21 protein-coding genes and 2 pseudogenes are annotated in these 21,479 nt (G+C 38.5%); 12 read left to right on the top strand and 11 right to left on the bottom strand.

Going from position 1 to position 21,479, the window contains the following annotated elements:
- Positions 1-45: 45 nt before the first annotated feature.
- The 6 genes and pseudogenes from FUA25_RS11125 to FUA25_RS13475 form a co-directional block, all read left to right on the top strand.
- Positions 46-1,272, top strand: a complete 1,227-nt coding sequence (locus tag FUA25_RS11125; RefSeq protein ID WP_185146698.1) for a TolC family protein — start codon at positions 46-48, stop codon at positions 1,270-1,272.
- Entirely contained in the window at positions 1,272-2,198 is a 927-nt protein-coding gene (locus FUA25_RS11120; RefSeq protein WP_147757003.1) for an efflux RND transporter periplasmic adaptor subunit, read from the top strand. The genes FUA25_RS11125 and FUA25_RS11120 overlap by 1 nt, the downstream gene beginning before the upstream one ends.
- A 29-nt stretch (positions 2,199-2,227) precedes the next feature.
- Complete coding sequence (locus FUA25_RS11115) at positions 2,228-5,263, top strand: efflux RND transporter permease subunit (RefSeq protein WP_147757002.1); 3,036 nt, start codon at positions 2,228-2,230, stop codon at positions 5,261-5,263.
- Between the two features lie 85 nt (positions 5,264-5,348).
- Entirely contained in the window at positions 5,349-6,020 is a 672-nt protein-coding gene (locus tag FUA25_RS11110; protein WP_147757001.1) for a phosphatase PAP2 family protein, read from the top strand.
- A gap of 109 nt (positions 6,021-6,129) precedes the next feature.
- Entirely contained in the window at positions 6,130-6,504 is a 375-nt protein-coding gene (locus tag FUA25_RS11105) for a YkvA family protein (RefSeq protein WP_147757000.1), read from the top strand.
- Between the two features lie 76 nt (positions 6,505-6,580).
- Positions 6,581-6,688 (top strand): annotated as a pseudogene (locus tag FUA25_RS13475) (IS3 family transposase); the annotation flags it as partial.
- Between the two features lie 240 nt (positions 6,689-6,928).
- Here FUA25_RS13475 and FUA25_RS11100 read toward each other — a convergent pair.
- The 5 genes and pseudogenes from FUA25_RS11100 to FUA25_RS13470 form a co-directional block, all read right to left on the bottom strand.
- Positions 6,929-7,603: pseudogene (locus FUA25_RS11100) on the bottom strand (sterol desaturase family protein); the annotation flags it as partial.
- 83 nt (positions 7,604-7,686) lie between these two features.
- Complete coding sequence (locus FUA25_RS11095) at positions 7,687-8,127, bottom strand: DUF2147 domain-containing protein (protein WP_147756998.1); 441 nt, start codon at positions 8,125-8,127, stop codon at positions 7,687-7,689.
- 8 nt (positions 8,128-8,135) lie between these two features.
- Positions 8,136-8,876, bottom strand: a complete 741-nt coding sequence (locus FUA25_RS11090; RefSeq protein WP_228411695.1) for a phosphatase PAP2 family protein — start codon at positions 8,874-8,876, stop codon at positions 8,136-8,138.
- A 60-nt stretch (positions 8,877-8,936) separates the two neighbouring features.
- Positions 8,937-9,377 (bottom strand): PepSY-like domain-containing protein, encoded by a 441-nt coding sequence (locus FUA25_RS11085; protein WP_147756997.1) that lies wholly within the window; start codon positions 9,375-9,377, stop codon positions 8,937-8,939.
- 107 nt (positions 9,378-9,484) lie between these two features.
- A complete protein-coding gene (locus FUA25_RS13470) occupies positions 9,485-9,628 on the bottom strand; it encodes a hypothetical protein (RefSeq protein ID WP_410493486.1) in 144 nt (47 codons plus the stop codon).
- 693 nt (positions 9,629-10,321) lie between these two features.
- On the opposite strand from FUA25_RS13470, the gene FUA25_RS11080 reads away from it, so the two are divergent.
- From FUA25_RS11080 to FUA25_RS11050, 6 genes are all read left to right on the top strand, one after another.
- A complete protein-coding gene (locus FUA25_RS11080; protein ID WP_228411694.1) occupies positions 10,322-11,209 on the top strand; it encodes a DUF3347 domain-containing protein in 888 nt (295 codons plus the stop codon).
- Between the two features lie 6 nt (positions 11,210-11,215).
- Positions 11,216-11,737, top strand: a complete 522-nt coding sequence (locus FUA25_RS11075; protein WP_147756996.1) for a DUF305 domain-containing protein — start codon at positions 11,216-11,218, stop codon at positions 11,735-11,737.
- A 43-nt stretch (positions 11,738-11,780) separates the two neighbouring features.
- Positions 11,781-12,443, top strand: coding sequence for a DUF3347 domain-containing protein (locus tag FUA25_RS11070; protein ID WP_147756995.1), 663 nt, complete (start codon positions 11,781-11,783; stop codon positions 12,441-12,443).
- Between the two features lie 2 nt (positions 12,444-12,445).
- Positions 12,446-12,895 (top strand): heme-binding domain-containing protein, encoded by a 450-nt coding sequence (locus FUA25_RS11065; protein ID WP_147756994.1) that lies wholly within the window; start codon positions 12,446-12,448, stop codon positions 12,893-12,895.
- A 128-nt stretch (positions 12,896-13,023) separates the two neighbouring features.
- Positions 13,024-15,150: a heavy metal translocating P-type ATPase gene (locus FUA25_RS11060; RefSeq protein WP_147756993.1), complete on the top strand. Its 2,127-nt coding sequence runs from the start codon at positions 13,024-13,026 to the stop codon at positions 15,148-15,150.
- Between the two features lie 8 nt (positions 15,151-15,158).
- Positions 15,159-17,939: a multicopper oxidase domain-containing protein gene (locus FUA25_RS11050; protein WP_228411693.1), complete on the top strand. Its 2,781-nt coding sequence runs from the start codon at positions 15,159-15,161 to the stop codon at positions 17,937-17,939.
- A 382-nt stretch (positions 17,940-18,321) separates the two neighbouring features.
- Here the strand turns inward: FUA25_RS11050 and FUA25_RS11045 are convergent, their stop codons facing one another.
- The 6 genes from FUA25_RS11045 to FUA25_RS11020 are packed head-to-tail and all read right to left on the bottom strand — an operon-like array spanning position 18,322 to position 21,152.
- A complete protein-coding gene (locus FUA25_RS11045) occupies positions 18,322-18,891 on the bottom strand; it encodes a phosphatase PAP2 family protein (protein WP_147756991.1) in 570 nt (189 codons plus the stop codon).
- 9 nt (positions 18,892-18,900) lie between these two features.
- Positions 18,901-19,314 (bottom strand): EamA family transporter, encoded by a 414-nt coding sequence (locus tag FUA25_RS11040; protein WP_147756990.1) that lies wholly within the window; start codon positions 19,312-19,314, stop codon positions 18,901-18,903.
- Between the two features lie 26 nt (positions 19,315-19,340).
- A complete protein-coding gene (locus tag FUA25_RS11035) occupies positions 19,341-19,637 on the bottom strand; it encodes a universal stress protein (protein ID WP_147756989.1) in 297 nt (98 codons plus the stop codon).
- A gap of 31 nt (positions 19,638-19,668) precedes the next feature.
- Complete coding sequence (locus FUA25_RS11030; protein ID WP_147756988.1) at positions 19,669-20,634, bottom strand: HipA domain-containing protein; 966 nt, start codon at positions 20,632-20,634, stop codon at positions 19,669-19,671.
- On the bottom strand, positions 20,624-20,956 hold the full coding sequence (locus FUA25_RS11025; protein WP_228411709.1) for a HipA N-terminal domain-containing protein: 333 nt from the start codon (positions 20,954-20,956) through the stop codon (positions 20,624-20,626). Before FUA25_RS11025 ends, FUA25_RS11030 begins: the two co-directional genes overlap by 11 nt.
- Positions 20,940-21,152, bottom strand: a complete 213-nt coding sequence (locus FUA25_RS11020; protein WP_147756986.1) for a helix-turn-helix transcriptional regulator — start codon at positions 21,150-21,152, stop codon at positions 20,940-20,942. The genes FUA25_RS11025 and FUA25_RS11020 overlap by 17 nt, the downstream gene beginning before the upstream one ends.
- Positions 21,153-21,479: the final 327 nt, after the last annotated feature.

Here is a 21,479-nt window from a genome sequence, read left to right as displayed (position 1 = left end):
TTCCAATAACGTATGGCTTTCCAGAAAAAACTAAAAATCTTGCTATTGCCGCTTTTGTTAATGGTCAGTTCACGCTTCAATGCACAGAACAGTAATACGCTTACATATTATTTGGAAACCGCCCAGCAAACCAATCCGGATTTACAGGATTTACAAAATAAGATCAGCATTACAGCAATAGACAGTGTGAAAATGCGTCGTGATTATGGTTTCAAGGTGAATGGCATCGCGGATGCTTCCTATTCTCCACAAATAAAAAATTGGGGCTATGACGGAAATTCCACTGTCAACGGAAATAATCTCGCACTTTTAGGCCGGGTTTCCCGGGATTTCGTCAGCAAAAAAAACTATCAGGCAAAACTCTATTCTTTTTCACTTACGGTTCAACAATTATTAAATCAGAAAAATCTCTCTGCACTTACACTGAAAAAGGCGATTACCGAACAATATCTTCTGGCGTATGAAAACCAGGAGCAAACGAAAATTGATCAGGAAATCATCCATATTTTTCAGCAGGAAGATTTAGTTTTAAAAACCCTAACTCAGAAATCCGTTTTTCGGCAGACCGATTACTTGACTTTTAAAGTAACGCAACAGCAAAATGAATTGCTCCAAAAACAACATCTTGCAGATTTTCAAAATAATTTTGGAGTGCTTCAATACCTTTCCGGAAATAATGAAAAAGTAGTTACCGACTTAGAATCGCCAGATTTTAATTATAATATTGAATCCGATTTTAAAGAAAGTGTGTACGCACAAACCTTTCGCACAGACAGTCTGAAACTGGTCAATGATATTCAGTTGATCAACTATGATTACCAGCCAAAGATTTCGGTTTTCGCTGATGGCGGTTATTCTTCAGCGTTGATCCAAACTCCGTACAAAAATTTCGGAATTAGCGCAGGACTTTCTTTAACGGTTCCAATCTACGACGGTCATAAACGGGAATTGTCTTTGGAACAGAAAAAAATAGAACTCGATACCCGGAAAAATTACAATGTATTTTATCAAAAACAATATGAGCAGCGAAAATCTCAAATTAAAGATCAAATTTTGCGATATAAAGAGATGGTCAGACTGGCCACAACGCAAATGAAATATGCGAAAACTTTAATTGAAGCTAATCTGAAACAATTGCCTACTGGCGACATCAAAATGGTCGATTTCATTCTGGCGATTACCAATTATACGGCTTTGAAGAGTGGCCTTTTACAGTACAAAATGCAGGTATTAAGACTTGAAAATCAATATGAAAATATAATTATACAATAATGAAATGCCTTAAAATAATTACCTTTTCTCTGTTTTCGATTTTAATGGTTTCGTGTAAGAAAAAGCCGGAAATCATGACGGATAACCCGACATTAACATCCGCAACCCCTGTTTCTGTGGCTTTTCCCACGGACACATTGTCTATTAATAATGATATTTCCATTAATGCGACGGCAACATACTTATTGAAATCTGATGTGAAATCGAATGCTACTGGTTACATCACCAATGTTAGAATTAAATTGGGTGACAACGTCCGAAGAGGACAATTTTTATTTTCGGTGCAAACCAAGGAATCGCGCGCATTGGGTAGCACAATTAATAACCTGGATCCTTCCTTTCGTTTTTCAGGAGTTACCTCGGTCTCCTGTCCTGCAACCGGATTCGTTAATTCTTTAAATCATCAGATTGGTGATTATGTGCAGGAAGGTGAAATTTTAGCAGGAATTACAGATGCCTCAAGTTTTGGACTTGTAATGAATGTGCCGTATGAATACCACGAAATGCTCATTAACAATAAAAATTTAGAAATTACTCTTCCAGACGGCAAAACCATTCATGGGCATATTGCAAAGCTTTTACCAGCAGTTGACCCGATTTCTCAGACCGAAAAAGTCTTGGTAAAACCGAATGAAAATGTTTCTGTTCCTGAAAATTTAATTGTGAACATCCACCTGAAACAACAAGACAACTCTACAGGATTGTTTGTCCAAAAAAGTGCAGTTTTAACTGATGAAATGCAAACTAAATTTTGGATCATGAAATTAAAAGACAATAGTACCGCAGTAAAAGTGGAGATCGTAAAAGGTACGGAAAATGAAAAGTACGTGCAGATCATTTCAGGAAATATTAATTTGAAAGATCGGATAATTACTTCCGGAAATTACGGCTTGGTAAATAATTCAAAAGTTCATATCGTCGACTAATTGTGAACATCTCAGACAAAAATATAATAATGGAATCATTTTTTGTAAAATATAAAAATCCACTTTTGGTCATGGTACTGCTTATTCTTCTAGGCGGTATTTTTTCCTATACCAAAATTAAATCTTCACTTTTCCCCGAAATCACTTTCCCAAAAATAAAAATCATTGCTGAAGCAGGAGAACAACCTGTCGACCAAATGACAGTAGCCGTTACCCGGCCTTTAGAAAATGCCGTGAAATTAGTGCCCAATCTGCAGTTATTGAAAAGCACAACAAGCCGGGGAAGCTGTGAGATTTCCGCCTTTATGGATTGGAATGCAAATATTGATTTAAGCCAACAGCAGATTGAAGCAAAAATAAATGAAATAAAAAACCAACTTCCTGCAAACATCAACATCACGGTAGAAAAGATGAATCCTTCGATTTTGCCTGTGATGGGTTATACGTTAACGTCCACTTCACTGTCGCCAATTGCGCTGAAACAACTTGCTCTTTATACCATAAAACCTTTTCTGTCGCAGGTTCTCGGCGTAAGTGATATTAGAATAATTGGTGGCGAAGACAAAGAATTTTGGGCAATTTTAGACCAAGTGAAGATGACGAGATTGGGTTTAAGCCCTAAAGATATTGAGACCGCGCTGAATGAAACCAATTTCATAAAATCAAACGGCTATTCTTCTGATTACAATTTTCTTTATTTAACACTTACCAATTCACAGATAAGAAATCTGGATGCTTTGAGTAATACAGTCCTAAAAAACGATGGCAACAGGATTGTTTATTTTAAAGATATTGCCAAAATTGAGGTTCATAACGCTAAACAATATATCAAAGTAAATGCAAACGGTACAGAGAGTATTCTAATTGCCGTCGTGCAGCAACCCAACGCAAATGTGGTTGATGTTTCCGCAGCGATGGAAGCGAAAATTGCAGATTTACAAAAAACATTGCCAAAAGATATCTTGATAAAACCCTATTACGTTCAGGCAGATTTTGTGAATAGTTCTATTAAAAGTGTTACAGATGCACTGTGGATTGGACTTTTATTAGCAATTGTGGTCGCCATTTTATTTTTAAAATCCTGGAAAGCGAGTGCGACTATTTTAATTACAATTCCGGTTACGATTTGTTTAACGATGGTCGTTTTGTATGCAACTGGCGCAACTTTTAATATTATGACTTTGGGCGCAATTGCTGCGGCAATTGGTTTGATCATTGATGATGCAATTGTAATTGTCGAACAAATCCACCGGACGCACGAAGAATTTCCTGAGGCAAACAGTAAAACTTTGGTACAGCGAGCAGTTAATTATTTGCTAAAAGCAATGGTCGGTTCCTCTTTTAGTACGATTGTTATTTTTCTTCCATTTATGCTGATGAGCGGCGTTGCAGGTTCCTATTTCAAAGTGATGACCGATACGATGATTATCACTTTAGTCAGTTCATTTTTTGTCACTTGGCTTTTATTACCTGTCATTTATTTGTTGTTATCAAAAGATAAAAAGAAAGTAAGAAAGACCGAACACCAAGATGTGAAAGAAAGGAAATGGGTAGGATTTTTTATAAGAAAACCGATATTTTCTTACGTTTTTATGGGCCTTTTGGTTTTGCTGACTGCTTTAATTATACCGAATATTTCCACCGGATTTTTGCCTGATATGGATGAAGGGAGCATCATTCTCGATTACAATTCCCCACCGGGAACGTCTTTGGAGGAAACCGATCGCGAACTTCGTGAAGTCGAAAAAATTATTAAAGCCAATCCTCAAGTGCAAGCCTACAGCCGAAGAACGGGAACGCAGATGGGATTTTTCATTACCGAACCCAACCGTGGTGATTATTTAATTAATTTAAAAAAAGACAGAACCCAAACAACGGCAGAAGTTACGGACGATCTTCGCTCAAAAATTGAAAAAACCGGTTTACCTTTAACCGTAGATTTTGGACAGGTTATTACCGATATGCTCGGCGATTTAATGAGCAGCGCGCAACCCATTGAGATCAAGGTTTTTGGAACTGATATTAATAAAATTCAGGATTATTCCCGGCAAATTTCTAAAATTGTAGAAAAAGTTCCGGGAACAGCCGATGTTTTTGATGGGATTTTGATTGCAGGTCCATCGATAGAAATTTCACCCAATTTTTCGGTTTTAGCACAATATCAAATTTCGCCACAGAATTTTCAATACCAAACGCAAACTATTTTAAGCGGAAATACAGTCGGAGATTTATTTGATCAAAACCAATTCACACCCATCAGGATTTTATACAATAATAAATCAAATGCTTCCGTTCAGGAAATTCAAAACAGTATGATTTCTTTGCCGAATGGCCAGCTGAAACCTTTGAAAGAATTTGCGAAAGTGTCGATTTTAAAAGGTTCGGCAGAAGTGGAACGCGAAGATCTGCAGAATATTGGCATTGTGAGTGCGCGTTTGGATAATGGAGATTTGGGCGGAACTATTAAAAATATACAATCAGAAATTGGTAAAAAAATTAAACTTCCAACAGGTTACACCATTATCTATGGCGGCGCATATGCGGAACAGCAGAAATCTTTCAGTGAATTACTTTTGATCTTATGTGTCTCAAGTTTACTCGTCTTTACGACCATTTTATTTCTATTTAGAAATCTAAAAGTTGCTTTTTTAATTTTGTTGGTTTCCATCTTAGGAATTTCCGGTAGTTTCATTTTGCTCTTTATCACAGGTACGCCTTTAAATGTTGGAAGTTACACCGGTTTAATCATGATGGTTGGAATTATCGGGGAAAATGCCATTTTCACATATCTTCAGTTTGAGGAAAGTCTGGAGGAAAAATCAAAAGAGAAAGCACTAATTTTTGCGGTCAGTACGAGATTACGCCCGAAACTAATGACGGCTTTAGGAGCAATTATCGCTTTGATGCCCTTGGCTTTGGGGATTGGAACAGGGGCGCAAATGCATCAGCCTTTAGCGATTGCGGTGATTGGTGGATTTCTAGTTGCTTTGCCTTTACTGTTAATTGTTTTACCATCGTTACTGAATAATATAAATTTTAAAGAAACATACAAAAGAACGAACTGATGGAGTTAACAAGAACTGCTTTAAATTTTAGCGTTTTTACTTCGGAACATTCTATTTTTTATTTAAAAAAATTACGAAAATTAAAATGAAATATACGCAGGTCCTGAAAAATTATCTCAAAGATTCTTCCAAATATTTACTGATCTCGATTGCTTTTTTTATAATTTCATTAGTGTTGTTTTTTGCCATTACAGATGAAATTGTTTTAGAAAAAGAAGGTACATTTGATGAAATAATTTTTTTATTTTTCAAAAATTTCATCGTTCATCAGAGATTAAATCAATTGATGCTGTCCATCACAAATCTTTCTGCGCCAGAATTAATGATTTACGTATTTCCCATTGTCGTGGGTGCACTTTTTATATTTAAGAAAAAAAGAGAGTCCGTATTTCTTTTCATGTCAGGAGGTGGAGGTTTGTTGCTATTATCAGCATTTAAAAAAATGTTTGAAAGGACAAGACCGCCATATCCACTATTATATGCTGAAACAGGTTTTAGTTTCCCCAGCGGGCACACTACATTCAGTTTTATATTTTATGGGGCGATCGCTTATTTGGTGTGGGTTTCAGACATTCCAAAGTATTTAAAATTTGCAATGATATTATTTTTACTTTTACTCTCATTCGTCATTGGTATTAGCAGAATTTATTTGAGAGTTCACTTTCCAAGTGATGTAATTGCCAGCTTTGCATTAGGCTACAGTTGGCTTTTTCTAATAATATTTCTTTTCAAAAAGTGGTTTCCAATAAATAATTAAAGAAGTGAAATAACTAAAAAGGCACGAAGATAGTACAAGGAACCATGTAATTTGATTCTACATTAAAATGAAAGATCTCACGATCCAGCTTGCTTAAATTTAAAAACAGATGCAGCTTTTAAAAAAAATAAAAGAAAAAGCCAAAAAACTCAAGACCGAACTCGTTGTTCTGCATTTGGCCTATCAACATCCGGAAACCCCTTGGATCCCCAAAGCACTGATTGTTTTAATAATCGGTTACGCTTTGAGTCCGATAGATTTAATCCCGGATTTTATACCTATAATCGGTTTGCTTGATGATCTGATTTTATTGCCCCTGGGAATTTATTGGACCATACAATTAATACCCAAAAACATTATCACGGAAAGCAGAATTAAAGCGATAACATACAACTGGAATAATGATAAAAATCTGAAAGCAGGTTTTATCATCGTATTGATATGGTGTGTAATTCTCTGTTTTACTATTTCAAAATTTATTTGATGAAAAACATGTCTGATATTTTAGTGTCCTGTCAGTAATTTTCGCCCTTGGAAAAGGAACCCTCACCCATACCTGAAGCATAGACTTTATGAGCGTTGTGCTCTCAAACGGAAGAAAGTTCCGCAGCTTTAATGTGATTGATGATTATAACAGAGAAATCGTTCACATTGAGGTCTGTTTCAATAACAGTCGAATCTTTTATGGTATTTCCTAAAGTTTTCTGTGCATAAAAACCTTGAATGCTGAAAATGAAAATTAGAATTAATGTATTTTTGACAGCACCATTCACAAGTGGAGATTTCTTTTTGGAGCGAAATGGTCTTTTAATTAGAAGTTTAAAATTGGCATTGTAAACAGGATTCATATGCGTATCAATTCCATAAACAATTTTTTTCTGGTTTAATCTTGAAGCCGTTTTGAAAATATGATCCCAAATGGAAAGTATGTCGCCATAATTGGCATCTGTATGCGGAAGTTTGTAGTGGTGATGAATGCTGTGGGAATTTGGCGTTACAAAAATTAAAGAAACAAATCGGTCAATATTTTCCGGCAATTTTATTTTCGAATGCGAAATTAGATTGGACGTGCTTTCCATTAATTGGAATAATATAATGATCCACGGTGAAATTCCTAGTACAAAAACGGTGATAATAAAGAAAGTTACGCGGAAAAAAGTTTCACCAGGATGTTCTCTAAAAGTCGTACTGATATCTACATCCATATCGCTGTGATGTACTTGATGGAACCTCCATCCGAGAGGAATTTTGTGCATTAGATAATGATAAATAAAATTGAAAAAATCGATTAGTAAAAAAGCAATCAGATAATAAGTTACACCATTTTTCTCTATCGGAAGATGGTATAAAAGTCCGAAAGAATAGGTGACGGTTTTTGCAGAAACAGACAATAAAATAACCGCGAGAATAATCTGGATGGGAATTACAAATATTAAAAATTTGGCATTTACCAATGTGTGGAGGTATTTGTCTTTCAAGGATTGCGACAGGGAAATACTCTCTAAAATCCAGAAAAAACAAAGGATAAATAGAAATAACGCGATTTGAATTCCGAAGGTGTGATTTTCAACAAAAGCAGTCATAGTGGTAAATTTTTACAGTTTTTATAATTAAACGCCAAAGTGTTAAGCCTTAAAAAATAAAATTTTAAACCATAAGTATTTAATTAAAATCTACTAAAATAAAGCGTTTTACCAATCCAACTAAATTTCCAGAAACCACGGACATATAATTTCCCGTTTTTTTGAATCTCTGCAAAAGTGTCCCAGGTTCTCCCACTTGAAGCATCGTAAATTTTTCCGTTTTCCCAGCGTTGGTTTTCTGAGTTGTAATTAAGATTTTCCAAAACATCCATGCCGATAATTTTTCTATTTCGTAAATCCTCTTCAGGATTGTGCGTGTCTTTTCTGGTATTCATCGGTGTCCCGCTTCCCAAACGTTCATCAAACCAAATCACTTTTGCCTTAAAATTATTTCCCTCTTTATAAACATTTACTGCCACACTTTTATCCGAAGAAATCCAGCGTCCCAAAACATCGTTTTTTGAAGTTTGTGCTGAAATTTGGATAGCAAGAAACAAAAGCAGAACTGAAACTGTTTTATGCATTGAGATTTTTAGAAATTATAATTGTACGCGAAACCCGCGGTTTTATTTATGTAAACTGGCGTTAAGGTAAAATGCCAGCCTTTTTTCAGCAAAACTTTATCGTATAAAACGTAGGAAAGTTTTGCAGAAGCGATACCGAAACCTGCGCCTGCAATTACGTCGCCCAAATAATGCTTGTTATTATACATCCGCAAAATTCCGGTCGCTGTGGCAACCGCATAGCCTGCGTAACCAATCCACGGATTATTCTTGTATTCCTGTCGAAGAAATTCTGCCGACGCAAAAGCAATCGCGGTATGTCCGGACGGAAAGGAATTATTTGCCGAAAAATCCGGCCGTGTTTCGTTGGTAATTTTTTTTAGTGGCAAAACAAAAGCCGTTGTAATCGCAACTGAAGTACCATAAATTAATGCAGCATCTTTCCAGTTGTGCTTTCCTTTTATGCCAAAAGCATTTAGGGCAAAAACTGCAACGCCCGGCGCAAGCTGGGAGTAGTTGTCGATTTTGTACTGGAAATTGGGATGGTCTTCCTGAATTTCAGCCGCAGTCGAATTATTTAGTTTTGGATTTCCTAAAGAAATAAATCCATAAGTTATCAATGCCGCCGGAATGATAAATTGTTTTACATTCAGTTTAACTTCGGAAATTCGCACACTGTCTTTTAAAGAATCATGTTGTGCAAAAGAAGTCTGAAACATTAAAATTAAAAACAGAAAACTAAATTTAATTGGAGGTGTAAGTTTTTTCATCAGACTAATTTTTAAGAAAATAAAAGGCAATCCATTTCTGAATTGCCCTGAGAAAAAATATTAATCTGCTTCCACATTTAATTTCTGAAAACTTCCATTTTCACTAAATAAAAGGTCGCCTTTGCTCACCTCCGCTTCATACACTACCGAACCGTCTGCTTTTACAATTCTTGCGGCTTCTTTTATTTTGCCATATTTTTTGCTTGCGATGTAGGAAACGACATTTTTAGGAAGTTCACTAACTTTCATAGAAGTTTCAGTTTCCTGTTTTGTCCCATTTGCGGTATAAGTCACCGACATGTCTTTGCCGTTTAATTTGAATTCTGCTTCGTACGTTCCGTTCTCATCGTCAAACTTCACTTTTTTCACCTGCGGATATTCTTTCTTAAAGGCATTTTTAACGGCAACCGGAGTTTCACCGCCTGTGGTCATTGACTGTGCTGTAATTGTTCCGGCAACCAGTGCGAAAACGATTGATAATGCTACTGCTGGTTTTTTCATTTTGAAATATTTTAGTGTTTTGGATTGAATTTGTTTCAATCTCTAATACAAATCTGCGGAGCCAATCTGTGGACAATCTGAATTTTCTAAATTTCTTTCACTGATTTTTATTTTAAAGGAAACCACTTTCTAACCACAAATACTACCAGAAAGAGCCAAGGATAACCAAAAGCAAATCCTGCGACTACATCACTTGGTAAGTTCACTTGTAAATAAATTCTACCAATTCTAATAGCAATTGACAATGAAATTAAAAAAAATCATTATTACAGTCCGTAAATATTTTGGGAGTTTCGAAACCCACCCCAGATAGTCGATTGCTCCGATCCAATTATCGTCAAAAAAAAAGATTAATTACAAAAAAAATCCTAAATTTGTAATGTTTTTACTAAATAATGTTCGGAAATTTAAAAATACTAATGCTGTCCCTAACACTTGCGCTATTTTTTGTGCCAGGTATTTCTTTGGCTTGCAGTAAAAAGGATAAGCAGGTTTTGAAAACTCAGGGACATGTTGAAACTTTCATAAAACAGTCATTCGCAAAGATTCATCCGACTTGCAACAGCGGCGATTGCGAAGACGAATGCTGTCATCCCACATCGCACAAGTGCCCAACCGACGGGTGCTCAGGAAACTGTAGTGGAAACCTTTGCAATTCATTTCAGTATACTGTTTTAACTGAAAGTAAATTTTTAGAGGATTCTAAAAATGCAGGCTTCAGTAACCATGGCGATAACTCTACTTTCTATTATCAGAATCCAACCTATTCCTGTGGAATCCATACCATTTGGCAACCGCCTAAAATAAGATAAAACTAGGGCTTGTAGCCATAGTTATGTTTTGTCGAAAGCTAACTTTAGTTTTCATCTCCTTTGTATTCCTAATTAATTTAAAAATTCAAACTGAAGCGGAGTTCGTGAATTCCATTTCTAAAAATGAATGTTATGAACAAATCAATGTCAAAAATATTGATGGTAATCACCGTATTATTATCAGCCATAAGCACTTATGCCCAAATTAAAAATGCAAAATCAGAAACCGTAAAAATATATGGCAACTGTGATAGGTGTAAAACAACGATCGAAAAAGCTGGGAATTTAAAAAATGTAGCCACAGTAAATTGGAATCAAGATACCAAGATGGCTACACTCAACTATGATCGTAAAAAAACAAATCAGGACGAAATATTGAAACGCATTGCTCTTGCAGGCTATGACAGCGAGAAATTTTTAGCGCCAGATGATATTTATGCAAAATTATCAGACTGTTGCCAGTATAACAGGGAACAAAAACCAGTTGCAAAAGCCAAAGATAATGGTATGGATATAAAAGCCGAACATGCCAATCACAATCCTAAAGAAATGGAAACTACAATTACGGCAACGACCCAAAATGCACCACAATTGAAAATTGTTTTTAATAACTATTTTTCAGTAAAAGATGCTCTGGTAAAAACCGATGCAACTTCCTCATCTGCAAAAGCCGCTGAATTGGTAAAGGCAATAAAAGCCGTAGAAATAACAAAACTCTCTACCGAAGAACATACCGTTTGGATGAAAGTAATGAAGGATTTAACAGCAAATGCAGAAAAAATTGCTACAGCTAAAGAGGTTTCAAAACAAAGAGAAGCCTTTGCCTTGCTTTCAAAAAATATGTACGAATTAACCAATGTGTCAAAACAGGAAACACCTGTCTATTATCAGCATTGTCCGATGTACAACAATGGCAAAGGTGCCAATTGGTTAAGCAAAGAAGAAGCGATTAAAAACCCTTATTACGGTTCTCAAATGCTTACTTGCGGCAGCGTACAGGAAACAATTAACAACAAATAATTCCCTATGGAAAACATGGAAAACAAGCACGACATGCAACATAGCCCTAAAAATGAAGGACATATCGGTAAACATTCTTTAGCAATGTACAAACGCTTTGCAATTATGGCGGTGGTAATGTTTGCAGCTATGTATTTTATAATGTATGCTATGATTGACGGTTTGAGTAATCTTATCCCCAACGTTAATAATTTGTATATGACCTTGCTGATGGTTTCTGCAATGTTGATTATTGAAATATGGATAATGAAGAGTATGTACGAAAACCAGAAAATCAATTGGGGTATTATAATAATTTCTGCTGCAACAGGTATCTTTTCGTGGTTTGGTATTCGGGAGCAAATAAATGTTGGCGACAAACAATTTGTGAAAGGTATGATACCCCATCACGCTGCCGCAGTCTTGATGTCGGAAAAAGCAAAACTTACCGACCCCGAACTGATACAACTGCAAAAAAACATACTCAAAACACAATCAGAAGAAATAGAGTTTATGAAGCGAAAGCTGAAAGAATTGGAAAATAAGTAAACAAAAAAAATACTCATTATTATTATTATTTAAAATCATTAAAATGAAAAATATAATTTTCTCCATCATAACAGTGGCTACAATTGCAGCATCCACAATTTCCTGCAATAAGTCATCAAATAAAAATACGGAAACAAAAGCAACTGATACAACTATAAATTCTGAAAACCTACCAGTAGCAAGCCCAATGCAAAGCGATACAGCAAGTTCTTTAGCAACAATGGACACCACGGCGAAAAAAGTTGAAAAACATGAAGTAAAAGACCAGGTTCAAAACTTCTCTACCACACCCATTGTAAAAGATTATTTGGCGTTAAAAAATGCACTTGTAGCAGATAATGATAAAGCAGCAGCCAATGCAGGTAAGCAATTATTGTCAACATTGCAAAAAGTAGATATGAAAGCCATCCCAGCCAACAAGCATAAAAAATATATGGACATAGCTGAAGATGCCAAAGAAAATGCAGAACATATTGGCGATAACGCAGGAAAGATAGGCCACCAAAGGGAGCACTTGGTGTCATTGAGTAATGATATTTCCGACCTTATCGTATTGTTTGGAACTACTCAGAAATTGTATCAGGACTTCTGCCCAATGTACAACGATGGTAAAGGGGCTATTTGGATTAGCGAAGCCAAGTCAATCAAAAATCCTTACTACGGAAGCCAGATGCTTAATTGTGGTTCGGTGAAAAAGAAGTTCTAAAAATGAAAAAAGTATTAAAGATAATTTTGGCAAGTGTGCTGTTTATTTTTATTGCTATGCAGTTCTATCAACCTGCCCTTAATGTAAATAAAGGGCGGGTTTACGCAACTGATTTTGCAAAAGCCTATAAAATGCCTGCCGAAGTAAAAAAGATGCTTCACAAATCTTGCTACGATTGTCACAGCGACAATACCAACTACGCTTGGTACGACTATGCGCAGCCTGTGAGAGCATTGGTGGAAAATCACATCAAAAACGCAAAGGATGATTTGAACTTTAACGAATGGACTTCATACGCAAATCGGAAGCAGGAAAGATTATTAAACTCAATAAAAAAACAAATTGAAACTAAAAAAATGCCTTTGCCGTCATACATATTGATGCATAAAAATGGAAAACTCAGTGATGAACAAATAAAGCTTTTAACAAATTGGTTAAAAGACCAGACATGACTTTCATTAAAAATAACAAAATACAATTTTAAAACCTAACAGCCGATTTAGCAATGGTTTCACGCTATAATTTCATTAAATACGTGATACTTCCACTGAAGCCGTTCATGCTGTAAATAATAATCACAATGAAAAAATATACCTGTCCAATGCACCCTCAAATATTGCAGGACGAACCGGGTAATTGTCCCCTTTGCGGAATGAAACTTCTCCTGCTGGGCGGTGCTTCAAAACATCCGTCCCACGAACATCATAACCAGTTTCATCATGCCCGGCATTCTCCTGATGGGGGCATAAGCGCTGATGGCTATAATAAACACGAGGGGCACCATACTTCAGATTTCCTGAAGAGATTCTGGATCACGCTGGCACTTTCTGTTCCGGTTCTCCTGCTTTCACACATGATTCAGCAATGGCTGGGTTTCACCATAGCATTCACCGGTGACAAATATTTGCTGCTGGTGCTGGGAAGTATTATTTACTTCTACGGCGGGATGCCATTCTTTAAAGGACTTCTGGGCGAAGTAAAAGCAGGCTCCATTGGAATGATGACGCTCGTCGCTTTGGCCATTACCGTTGCTTATGTGTATTCAGTAGCTGTGGTATTCGGTCTTAAGGGAATGGATTTCTTTTGGGAACTCGCTACGTTAATCGTCATCATGCTGCTGGGTCACTGGCTCGAGATGCGTTCACAGATGGCAGCTTCCAAAGCGTTACAGTCTTTAGTGGCGTTGCTTCCTAATGACGTTACCGTGGAGCAGAACGGACACCCCATCAAAATAAAACTGGAACAGCTCAAGAACGGAGATACCGTAATAATAAGACCGGGACAAAAAGTAGCCGCTGATGGGCTTATTACGGAAGGCAGTTCTTATTTAAATGAAAGTATGCTGACCGGCGAAAGTGTTCCCGTGAAAAAGGAGTCTGGCGGAAAGGTGATTGCAGGGTCTATCAATGGCGACGGTGCCTTGAAGATAAAAGCAACAGGGGTTGGAAAAGATTCCTATCTCAACAAGGTCATTAATTTGGTTCAGGATGCACAGGCAGCCAAATCCAATACCCAGAACTTAGCAGACAAAGTCGCCAAATGGCTTACCCTTATCGCAATTTTAGTGGGAGTAGGGACTTTTGCTTACTGGTATATAAGCTTAGGAGATTTGACTTTTGCATTGGAACGCATGGTAACGGTAATGGTGACAGCATGCCCTCATGCTTTGGGAGTGGCAATTCCTTTGGTGGTTGCTATTTCCACTACACTTTCAGCCACCAATGGTTTACTCATAAGAAACCGTACGGCTTTTGAAACAACCAGGAAGTTATCTACCATTATTTTTGATAAGACCGGAACCCTTACCAAAGGATCACATACCGTACAGAATATCATTCCTTTAACGGGGCGCTACTCGGAAAATGATTTACTCCAGTATGCAGCCGCAGTGCAGCAGAACTCCGAACACCATATAGCAAAGGGAATCATGCAAACCCTTGCCGAAAAAAAACTGGACTTATGGAAGTCAGACAGTTTCCGCTACATGCAGGGAATTGGAGTTACAGGAACCGTAAATGGTAAATTGGTGGTCGCAGCCGGGCCCAATTATTTTGCTCAAAACAATAAACAGATACCTGCTATTCCCGAAAAAATTAACCAGGATGCAGAAACCGTAAACTTTATTCTTATTGATGACGAGACTGTGGGTATTGTTTCTTTGGCCGATACCATTCGGGATGGCGCAAAAGAAGCCATTGACCAATTACGGAGTATGAATATAAAATCGTTTCTGCTTACAGGTGATAACGAAAAGGTAGCGTCAGCGGTAGCACAGCAGTTGGGCATGGATGGATATCTTGCCAATGTTCTTCCGCATCACAAATTGGAAAAAGTAAAAGAATTTCAGGACAAAGGGGAAATTGTTGCAATGACAGGAGACGGCGTAAACGACGCGCCGGCTTTGGCTCAGGCTGATGTCGGTATTGCGGTAGGTTCCGGAACCGATGTCGCTGCTGAAACTGCAGATATTATTCTGGTTAACAGTGATCCCCGAGATGTGGTCAAAATGATTGTCTTCGGAAAGAAAACCTATAATAAAATGATCCAGAACCTCATGTGGGCAGTAGGTTACAACGTCGTGGCAATTCCACTCGCTGCAGGTGTCCTGTATCCCGCATTTGTTTTGAGTCCAGCAATGGGCGCCGTACTGATGAGTATCAGTACAATAGTGGTAGCACTGAACGCCAGTTTATTAAAAATTAAATAATAAATAAAATGAAATATCTCCTTTCGCTCCTGCTGTTTATTGCGGTATCCGCAAACAGTTTTGCACAAAGTCCCAGGACTTTTTACACCTGCCCCATGCATCCACAGGTAGTGAAGTCAGCTCCCGGCGACTGTCCCATTTGTGGCATGACCCTGGTGAAGAAAACCGTTACCGTAAAAAAACCTGCAGCAAAACCTGCACCGGCTAAGAAACCGCAACCTGCAGCTGCACCCAAAAAGGCATTACCGGTTAAAAAAAATGTGGTGCAGAAACCGAAGGCTGTGCCTAAAGCTGTGGCAAAACCCAAGCCTGTTGTTAAAAAGCCAGCGCCTCCACGGCCTAAAGCGGTATCAAAAGAGCCGGAGCCTGTCACCGTCAAAACACCGGAACCCGCTGCTGCGGATCTCTATAAAAAACAAAATATAGCTGAGCAGTTCACGTGCCCAATGCACCCCGAAGTCATTTCAGACCAACCTGGCAAGTGTCCCAAGTGCGGCATGAATCTCGTTCCGAAAAAGGATAGTGAGGAAGACCATTCCGTACACGAAAATGCGCAGAAGGAGGGTGCACACAAAATGATCATGCCAGTACCCGCGAAAAATCTTAAAGGTGGTCGCAAAGTTACCTATCACCTTTATGTGAAAGACACTCTGGTGAATTTTGCGGGCAAACAGAAACGGGCCATTGCTGTAAACGGACAGATCCCAATGCCAAAACTCGTATTTTACGAAGGAGATACTGCGGAGGTCGTTGTTCATAATCTTATGGATGAAGAAACTTCATTGCACTGGCACGGTCTTCATCTTCCTAATAAAGAAGATGGGGTGCCCTGGCTTACCCAAAAACCTGTTCCGCCACATTCCACCTATACGTATTCGTTTCCGGTCATCCAGAACGGAACACACTGGTACCACTCGCATAGCGGTTTGCAGGAACAGATCGGGATGTATGGAATGCTCGTGTTGAAAAAACGGGCCGAAGATCCTGCCTTCCGTAGAGGAATCGATGATTTGCCCACAGAACACCTGATTTTGAGCGAATGGACCAACCTCAATCCTCACAACGTCCAGCGGATGCTGCATAATGCCAATGACTGGTTCGCCATTAAGAAAGGGAGCACTCAAAGCTATGCCGAAGCCATAAAGGAAGGGCATTTTAAAACCAAACTCACCAATGAATGGAAGCGGATGCTGGCTATGGATGTGAGCGATATTTATTATGATGCATTTCTTATTAACGGAAAAACTGAAAGCCAGCTGTCCCAGTATAAAGCCGGCGACAAAGTGAGGCTTCAAATCGCCAACGGCGGGGCATCTTCCTACTTTTGGCTCAATTACGCAGGGGGTAAAATTACAGTCGTGGCAAGTGACGGGGTGGATATTGAGCCGGTTGAGGTCGACCGCCTTATCCTGGCGGTTTCCGAAACGGTAGACATCGTAGTGGAGATACCGGAAAAGGACACCTCCTACGAACTCCTCGTTACACCCGAAGACCGCACAAAATCTGCTTCCGTTTATATTGGCGAAGGGATTAAGCAGCTGAAGGCACCGCTTCCGAAACTCAAATATTTTGAAGGGATGAAGATGATGAATGACATGATGAAAATGAATGGTGATATGAAGGATATGGGAATGAAGATGAGTTACCAGACCATGGATATGAATCAGGTGATGTATCCTGAAATGATTGCGGAGAACAATGCAGCAATGAAGATGAATGACATGGATACCGGCGATGGTCAAATGGATCATTCCGGGCACGCTAGGGCGGCTTCCGGCATCACCACATTGAATTACGGAATGATGAAATCGCCTTATGACACCTCCCTCCCGAAAGACCTGCCGGTACGCGACCTCAAGTTCACCCTTACCGGAAATATGAACCGGTATGTGTGGAGTATGGACGATAAAGTGCTTGCGGAATCCGACAAGATACTGGTAAAAAAAGGAGAGGTCCTGCGCATTACGCTCTTCAATAATTCCATGATGCGGCACCCAATGCACCTGCATGGTTTTGATTTCCGGGTTCTCAATAAAAATCGGGTGCAGGCCCCGCTCAAAAATGTACTGGACGTTATGCCCATGGAGACCGATGTCATAGAATTTGCGGCAAACACCGATGGAGATTGGTTCTTTCATTGTCACATTCTCTATCACATGATGGCAGGAATGAACCGCGTTTTCGCAGTGGGGGATACTCAGAACCCTTTGCTGCCGGATAAAGCTGCCGCTTACAGAAAGCTCCAGCGCGAAAGCAATATGTGGCATCTGATGGCCGAAAACGATTTTGCGACCAATGGAAATGATGGAATGGCGATGCTCTCAAATACCCGGTGGGAACTGGGGACAGAATGGCGATTGGGTTACAATGACCATCACGGCTACGAAGTTGAAACGCAACTCGGAAGATATGTAGATCGTATGCAGTGGCTGAAACCATTTATCGGGTTCAATTATCATTACAGAAAAATTGACAGGGAGAATATCGAAAAAAACCTTTTTGGACAGGCAAGCACTAAAGATGAAAGAAAAACTTTTAGCGCCGGGATCATGTACAAACTTCCAATGCTGGTAAACCTGCAGGCAGAATTATTTACAGACGGTATCGTTAGGTTCCAGCTCATGCGCGAAGACATTCCGTTAACACCGCGCTTGCGCGGGGCTTTTATGGTGAATACCGACAAAGAGTATATGGCAGGACTCAAATACCTCGTCTCGAAAAATTTCGGCATCTCTACCCATTACGACAGTGACATGGGATGGGGCGCTGGCTTAACAGTATCATACTGATTCTCTAAAATCCCGCTGTAAAGCGGGATTTTTGCCCTTCCACAATAAAGATGAAATCAATTCTGATGTGGTCATTTCGTCAGCGCCAATAGTCATGGATCCAGGGTTTTGTTACTAAACCCAACACCCCACCACTAACAGCTTTGCTCTTTGTTCTATTTTCTTTGCTCGAATCCCGTACATCGCAAGCGCCATCCGCCACCCCGCATCATCGCCTCAATTCGAAATCATCTCCCTCAAGCTATCATAAGGAGGCCTGATATAGATGCAGACATCTGGTGTTCCTGCTGATTCAGAGCCATATTTATTTTGCTGAGCGTTTCACTGCTGTAGCGCTCGCTTCTTTAGGTGATGTGATAAGATGCAGTATATTATACATTATTTATAATTCGTATTTGGATTTTACTTTCCAATAGATTTTAAAAACCAAATAGCCCAATAATATCCCTATCAGCATCGCTACAATAACATCTGAGGGATAGTGAACCCCGTTGTAAATACGGCTGTAAGCCACCAAAACTGCCCAAAACCCTAAAAACCATTTTAAAGGATCGTATTTTTTGGGAAGAAGCAGTATAAGGAAGGCAGCCAGTCCGAAAGCATTGGCGGAATGGGAGGATATAAACCCGTAATCGCCGCCAGGTCCGGCTTTGCTTAGGTGAATCAGGTTTTGCAGGGTGGGTTCGTGCGAAGGTCTTAATCTTTTTACATTGTTCTTGATCAGATGCGATGCTATTTGGTCGCAAAGCGCAATGAGGATACCAATGCTGATTAACACAGAAACACTTCTTTTTTTATATTCTCTAATGAGTATAAAAAGTATAAAGGCATAGAAGGGTATCCAGAATAATTTATCACTTGCCCAGTACATCACGGGATCAAAAAATGCGCTGTGTTTTGCGTTGAGGTACAGAAATAATTGGAGGTCGATTTGTTGTATTTGTTCAAGCATTGTAAACATTTAAAGGATAAGTACCAGGGTGCCTGTAATGATCAGTGCGGCACCAACTGCCATTTTTAATGTTAAAACTTCCTTAAGGATCACTAAAGAAAGAATAATGGTCAGCGCCACACTCAGCTTATCTACCGGGGCTACCTGCGATACTTTTCCTATCTGCAAAGCTTTAAAATAAAAGATCCAGGAAAGACCGGTGGCTACTCCGGAGAGACAAATAAACAGAAGGTTGTACTTTGTAAGCGAACTGACCGACTGAGCGCTCCCTTTAAAAAATACGATTGTCCAGGCGATCACCAAAATAATAACAGTCCGGATCGCTGTTGCTAAATCCGAATCAACACCTTTTATGCCTATTTTGGCAAATATTGCAGTAAGCGATGCGAATAAGGCTGATAATAATGCGTAAATCCACCACATAATTTTTTGGGTTATTTATTGTATTTTCAGATTCTGTTTTTATCCATGGGTACCACCATTACAGGGATAGGCGACCGGCCTATAATACCTTTGGCCACACTTCCCATCAGCAAATGCTCCAGGTCTCTGTTTCCATGTGTTCCGATAACGATAAGATCGGCTTGCCAGTCAATACCTGCTCTGATGATCTCATTTTTTGGAAGGCCTTGATGCACAAAGTGAAATACTTCATCGAGATCATTATACATTTTGATAAACTTGTCAATATAAAGCAACTCGCTGTTGTTGGCATCGAAAATGGGCTCCCCTTTCATTGTTTTCATGTTATGCTCAATCACAAGGCCAAACCCAATTTTACATATTATTTGAAATATGTTCTATTCTCTTTTCTATCAATAATAGAAACTGTTCCTGAAATGTTTCAGGCAAGAAGCTCTTTCTAATTACCTCTTTCCATTTTGGTACTACCTTTTCGAATTTTTTGAAAAGATTATCTACCGCCTTCTTTTCTATTCCCGCCTTCATCATCGACACTTCAAAATCTTTGCGTGTAATTTTGTTCTTTTTTCCGTTAAGGTTTAAAGCCATTTCTTCATGATCTTCTTCATTTACTAAGGTTGATGAAACCAAATCATAAGCAGGACAAAACGAATATTCTTTCCCGTACTTAATCAGTGAAAAATTTTTCAGGTGCATATCATTATTACCCGTAAGAAAACTGAACAATACCAATTCATAAAAATTTAACACATCAAGTCCTGAGTTTGCAGTGTAGCGTTTAATTGTTTTAGAAATCTGTTCGTAAGAACCTTTGTATTTGTGTTCTGTAAGTCTTTCTGTTAGTTGGCACATGTCTTCCATGTGTATTTTTCCGGTTTTGGTTCGGTCAGTCCTTTTGGTAATGTAGGCGAGCTCACCCGACTTCAGTCTGATGAGAGAATGCTCAACAGTTTTTATCTTACTGATTTGGGCAAGATGCATAGTTATATCTTCGTTTTCCGGAAGATTTTTGTAATATTCAGTTTGGGGTTTTAAGATAAAATCTCCCCATAATCCTACGATGGTGAATCTTCGTATACTGTTTTCTTCCTCATTAATTTCCAGAGATAGTTTAGGTTGTACACCCGTTACTGCCCTTTGGGTTTTAATAACACTGGTCGCGTATTCAAGAATGGTTTCCTGAGTGAGATCTAATATAGGAGGAATGGTTGTCCCAAAGAATTTCTTCGAACATTTGGGATGGTAGCCTGCTGTTCCTGCAGGACTTTGTAAATCATCTCCTTCAATCGGGTTATAGCAGAATAAGCACTTATTTTCCATCTTCAGTTATTTCTTCGATTGATACTGCCCCAATACAGTCGTGACATGTTTTAAGGAGTATTTCCATACGGTCTCGGGGATTGAGTTTCCAATTCTTTTGTGCAATTTCTAACAGCCAGCCTTCAGGTATTAACCCATCAAAAAATGGAAACAGAATCTTCTCGTTATAACGCTCTTCTATTAAGGGCAAAGTAAGACTAATTGGTTCTGCACCTTTTGAGATTAAATAATCGGTGTTGTACTTGAAGTGATAACCTTCGGAATCTTCCGTAAGAATTCCTGCAAGGTTGCCGTACATGAAGACTTTACCTTGTTTCATGATGAACTATTTTCGTTGGAGTTAATTCATGACCGAAGAGAGACAGCACAAGATTTACTTTATCCATTCGGATGGTTTCCTTCCCCTGTTCAAGATCCCTGATGAAACGCAGACCAACACCCGCTTTCAGTGAAAGTTCTTCCTGTGTAAGATTTTGAGATTTCCTTTTCTGTTTGACAAATTGACTGAGTGTACTCATGGTTATACCTTTTCGGGTATAAAAATAGCAAATTTTATTAAAATATACCTTATCGGGTATATAAATTGCTTAATATTATGAAATTATACCCGATAGGGACTATTACGCTTCCTTCCATTACTTTAAATAACTAAACACCTTGTTTAAAAATGTAAATGATTATTAATTTCATGGGTATGCTTTTTTTATCTATCCGATAGTTAATAAATTAATAATCAATGTTTTATATCTGAAATGATACTTTCCAATACTATATATGTTTTCGGTACTACGAAAAGGTAGTGACTTTATGTGATGCGAGTTTTTCAACTTTACCTCAATAAAAGT

The sequence above is a fragment of the Chryseobacterium sp. genome (assembly GCF_008014695.1).
Lineage (GTDB): Bacteria > Bacteroidota > Bacteroidia > Flavobacteriales > Weeksellaceae > Kaistella.
This window is presented reverse-complemented; position numbering and strand designations above follow the sequence as displayed.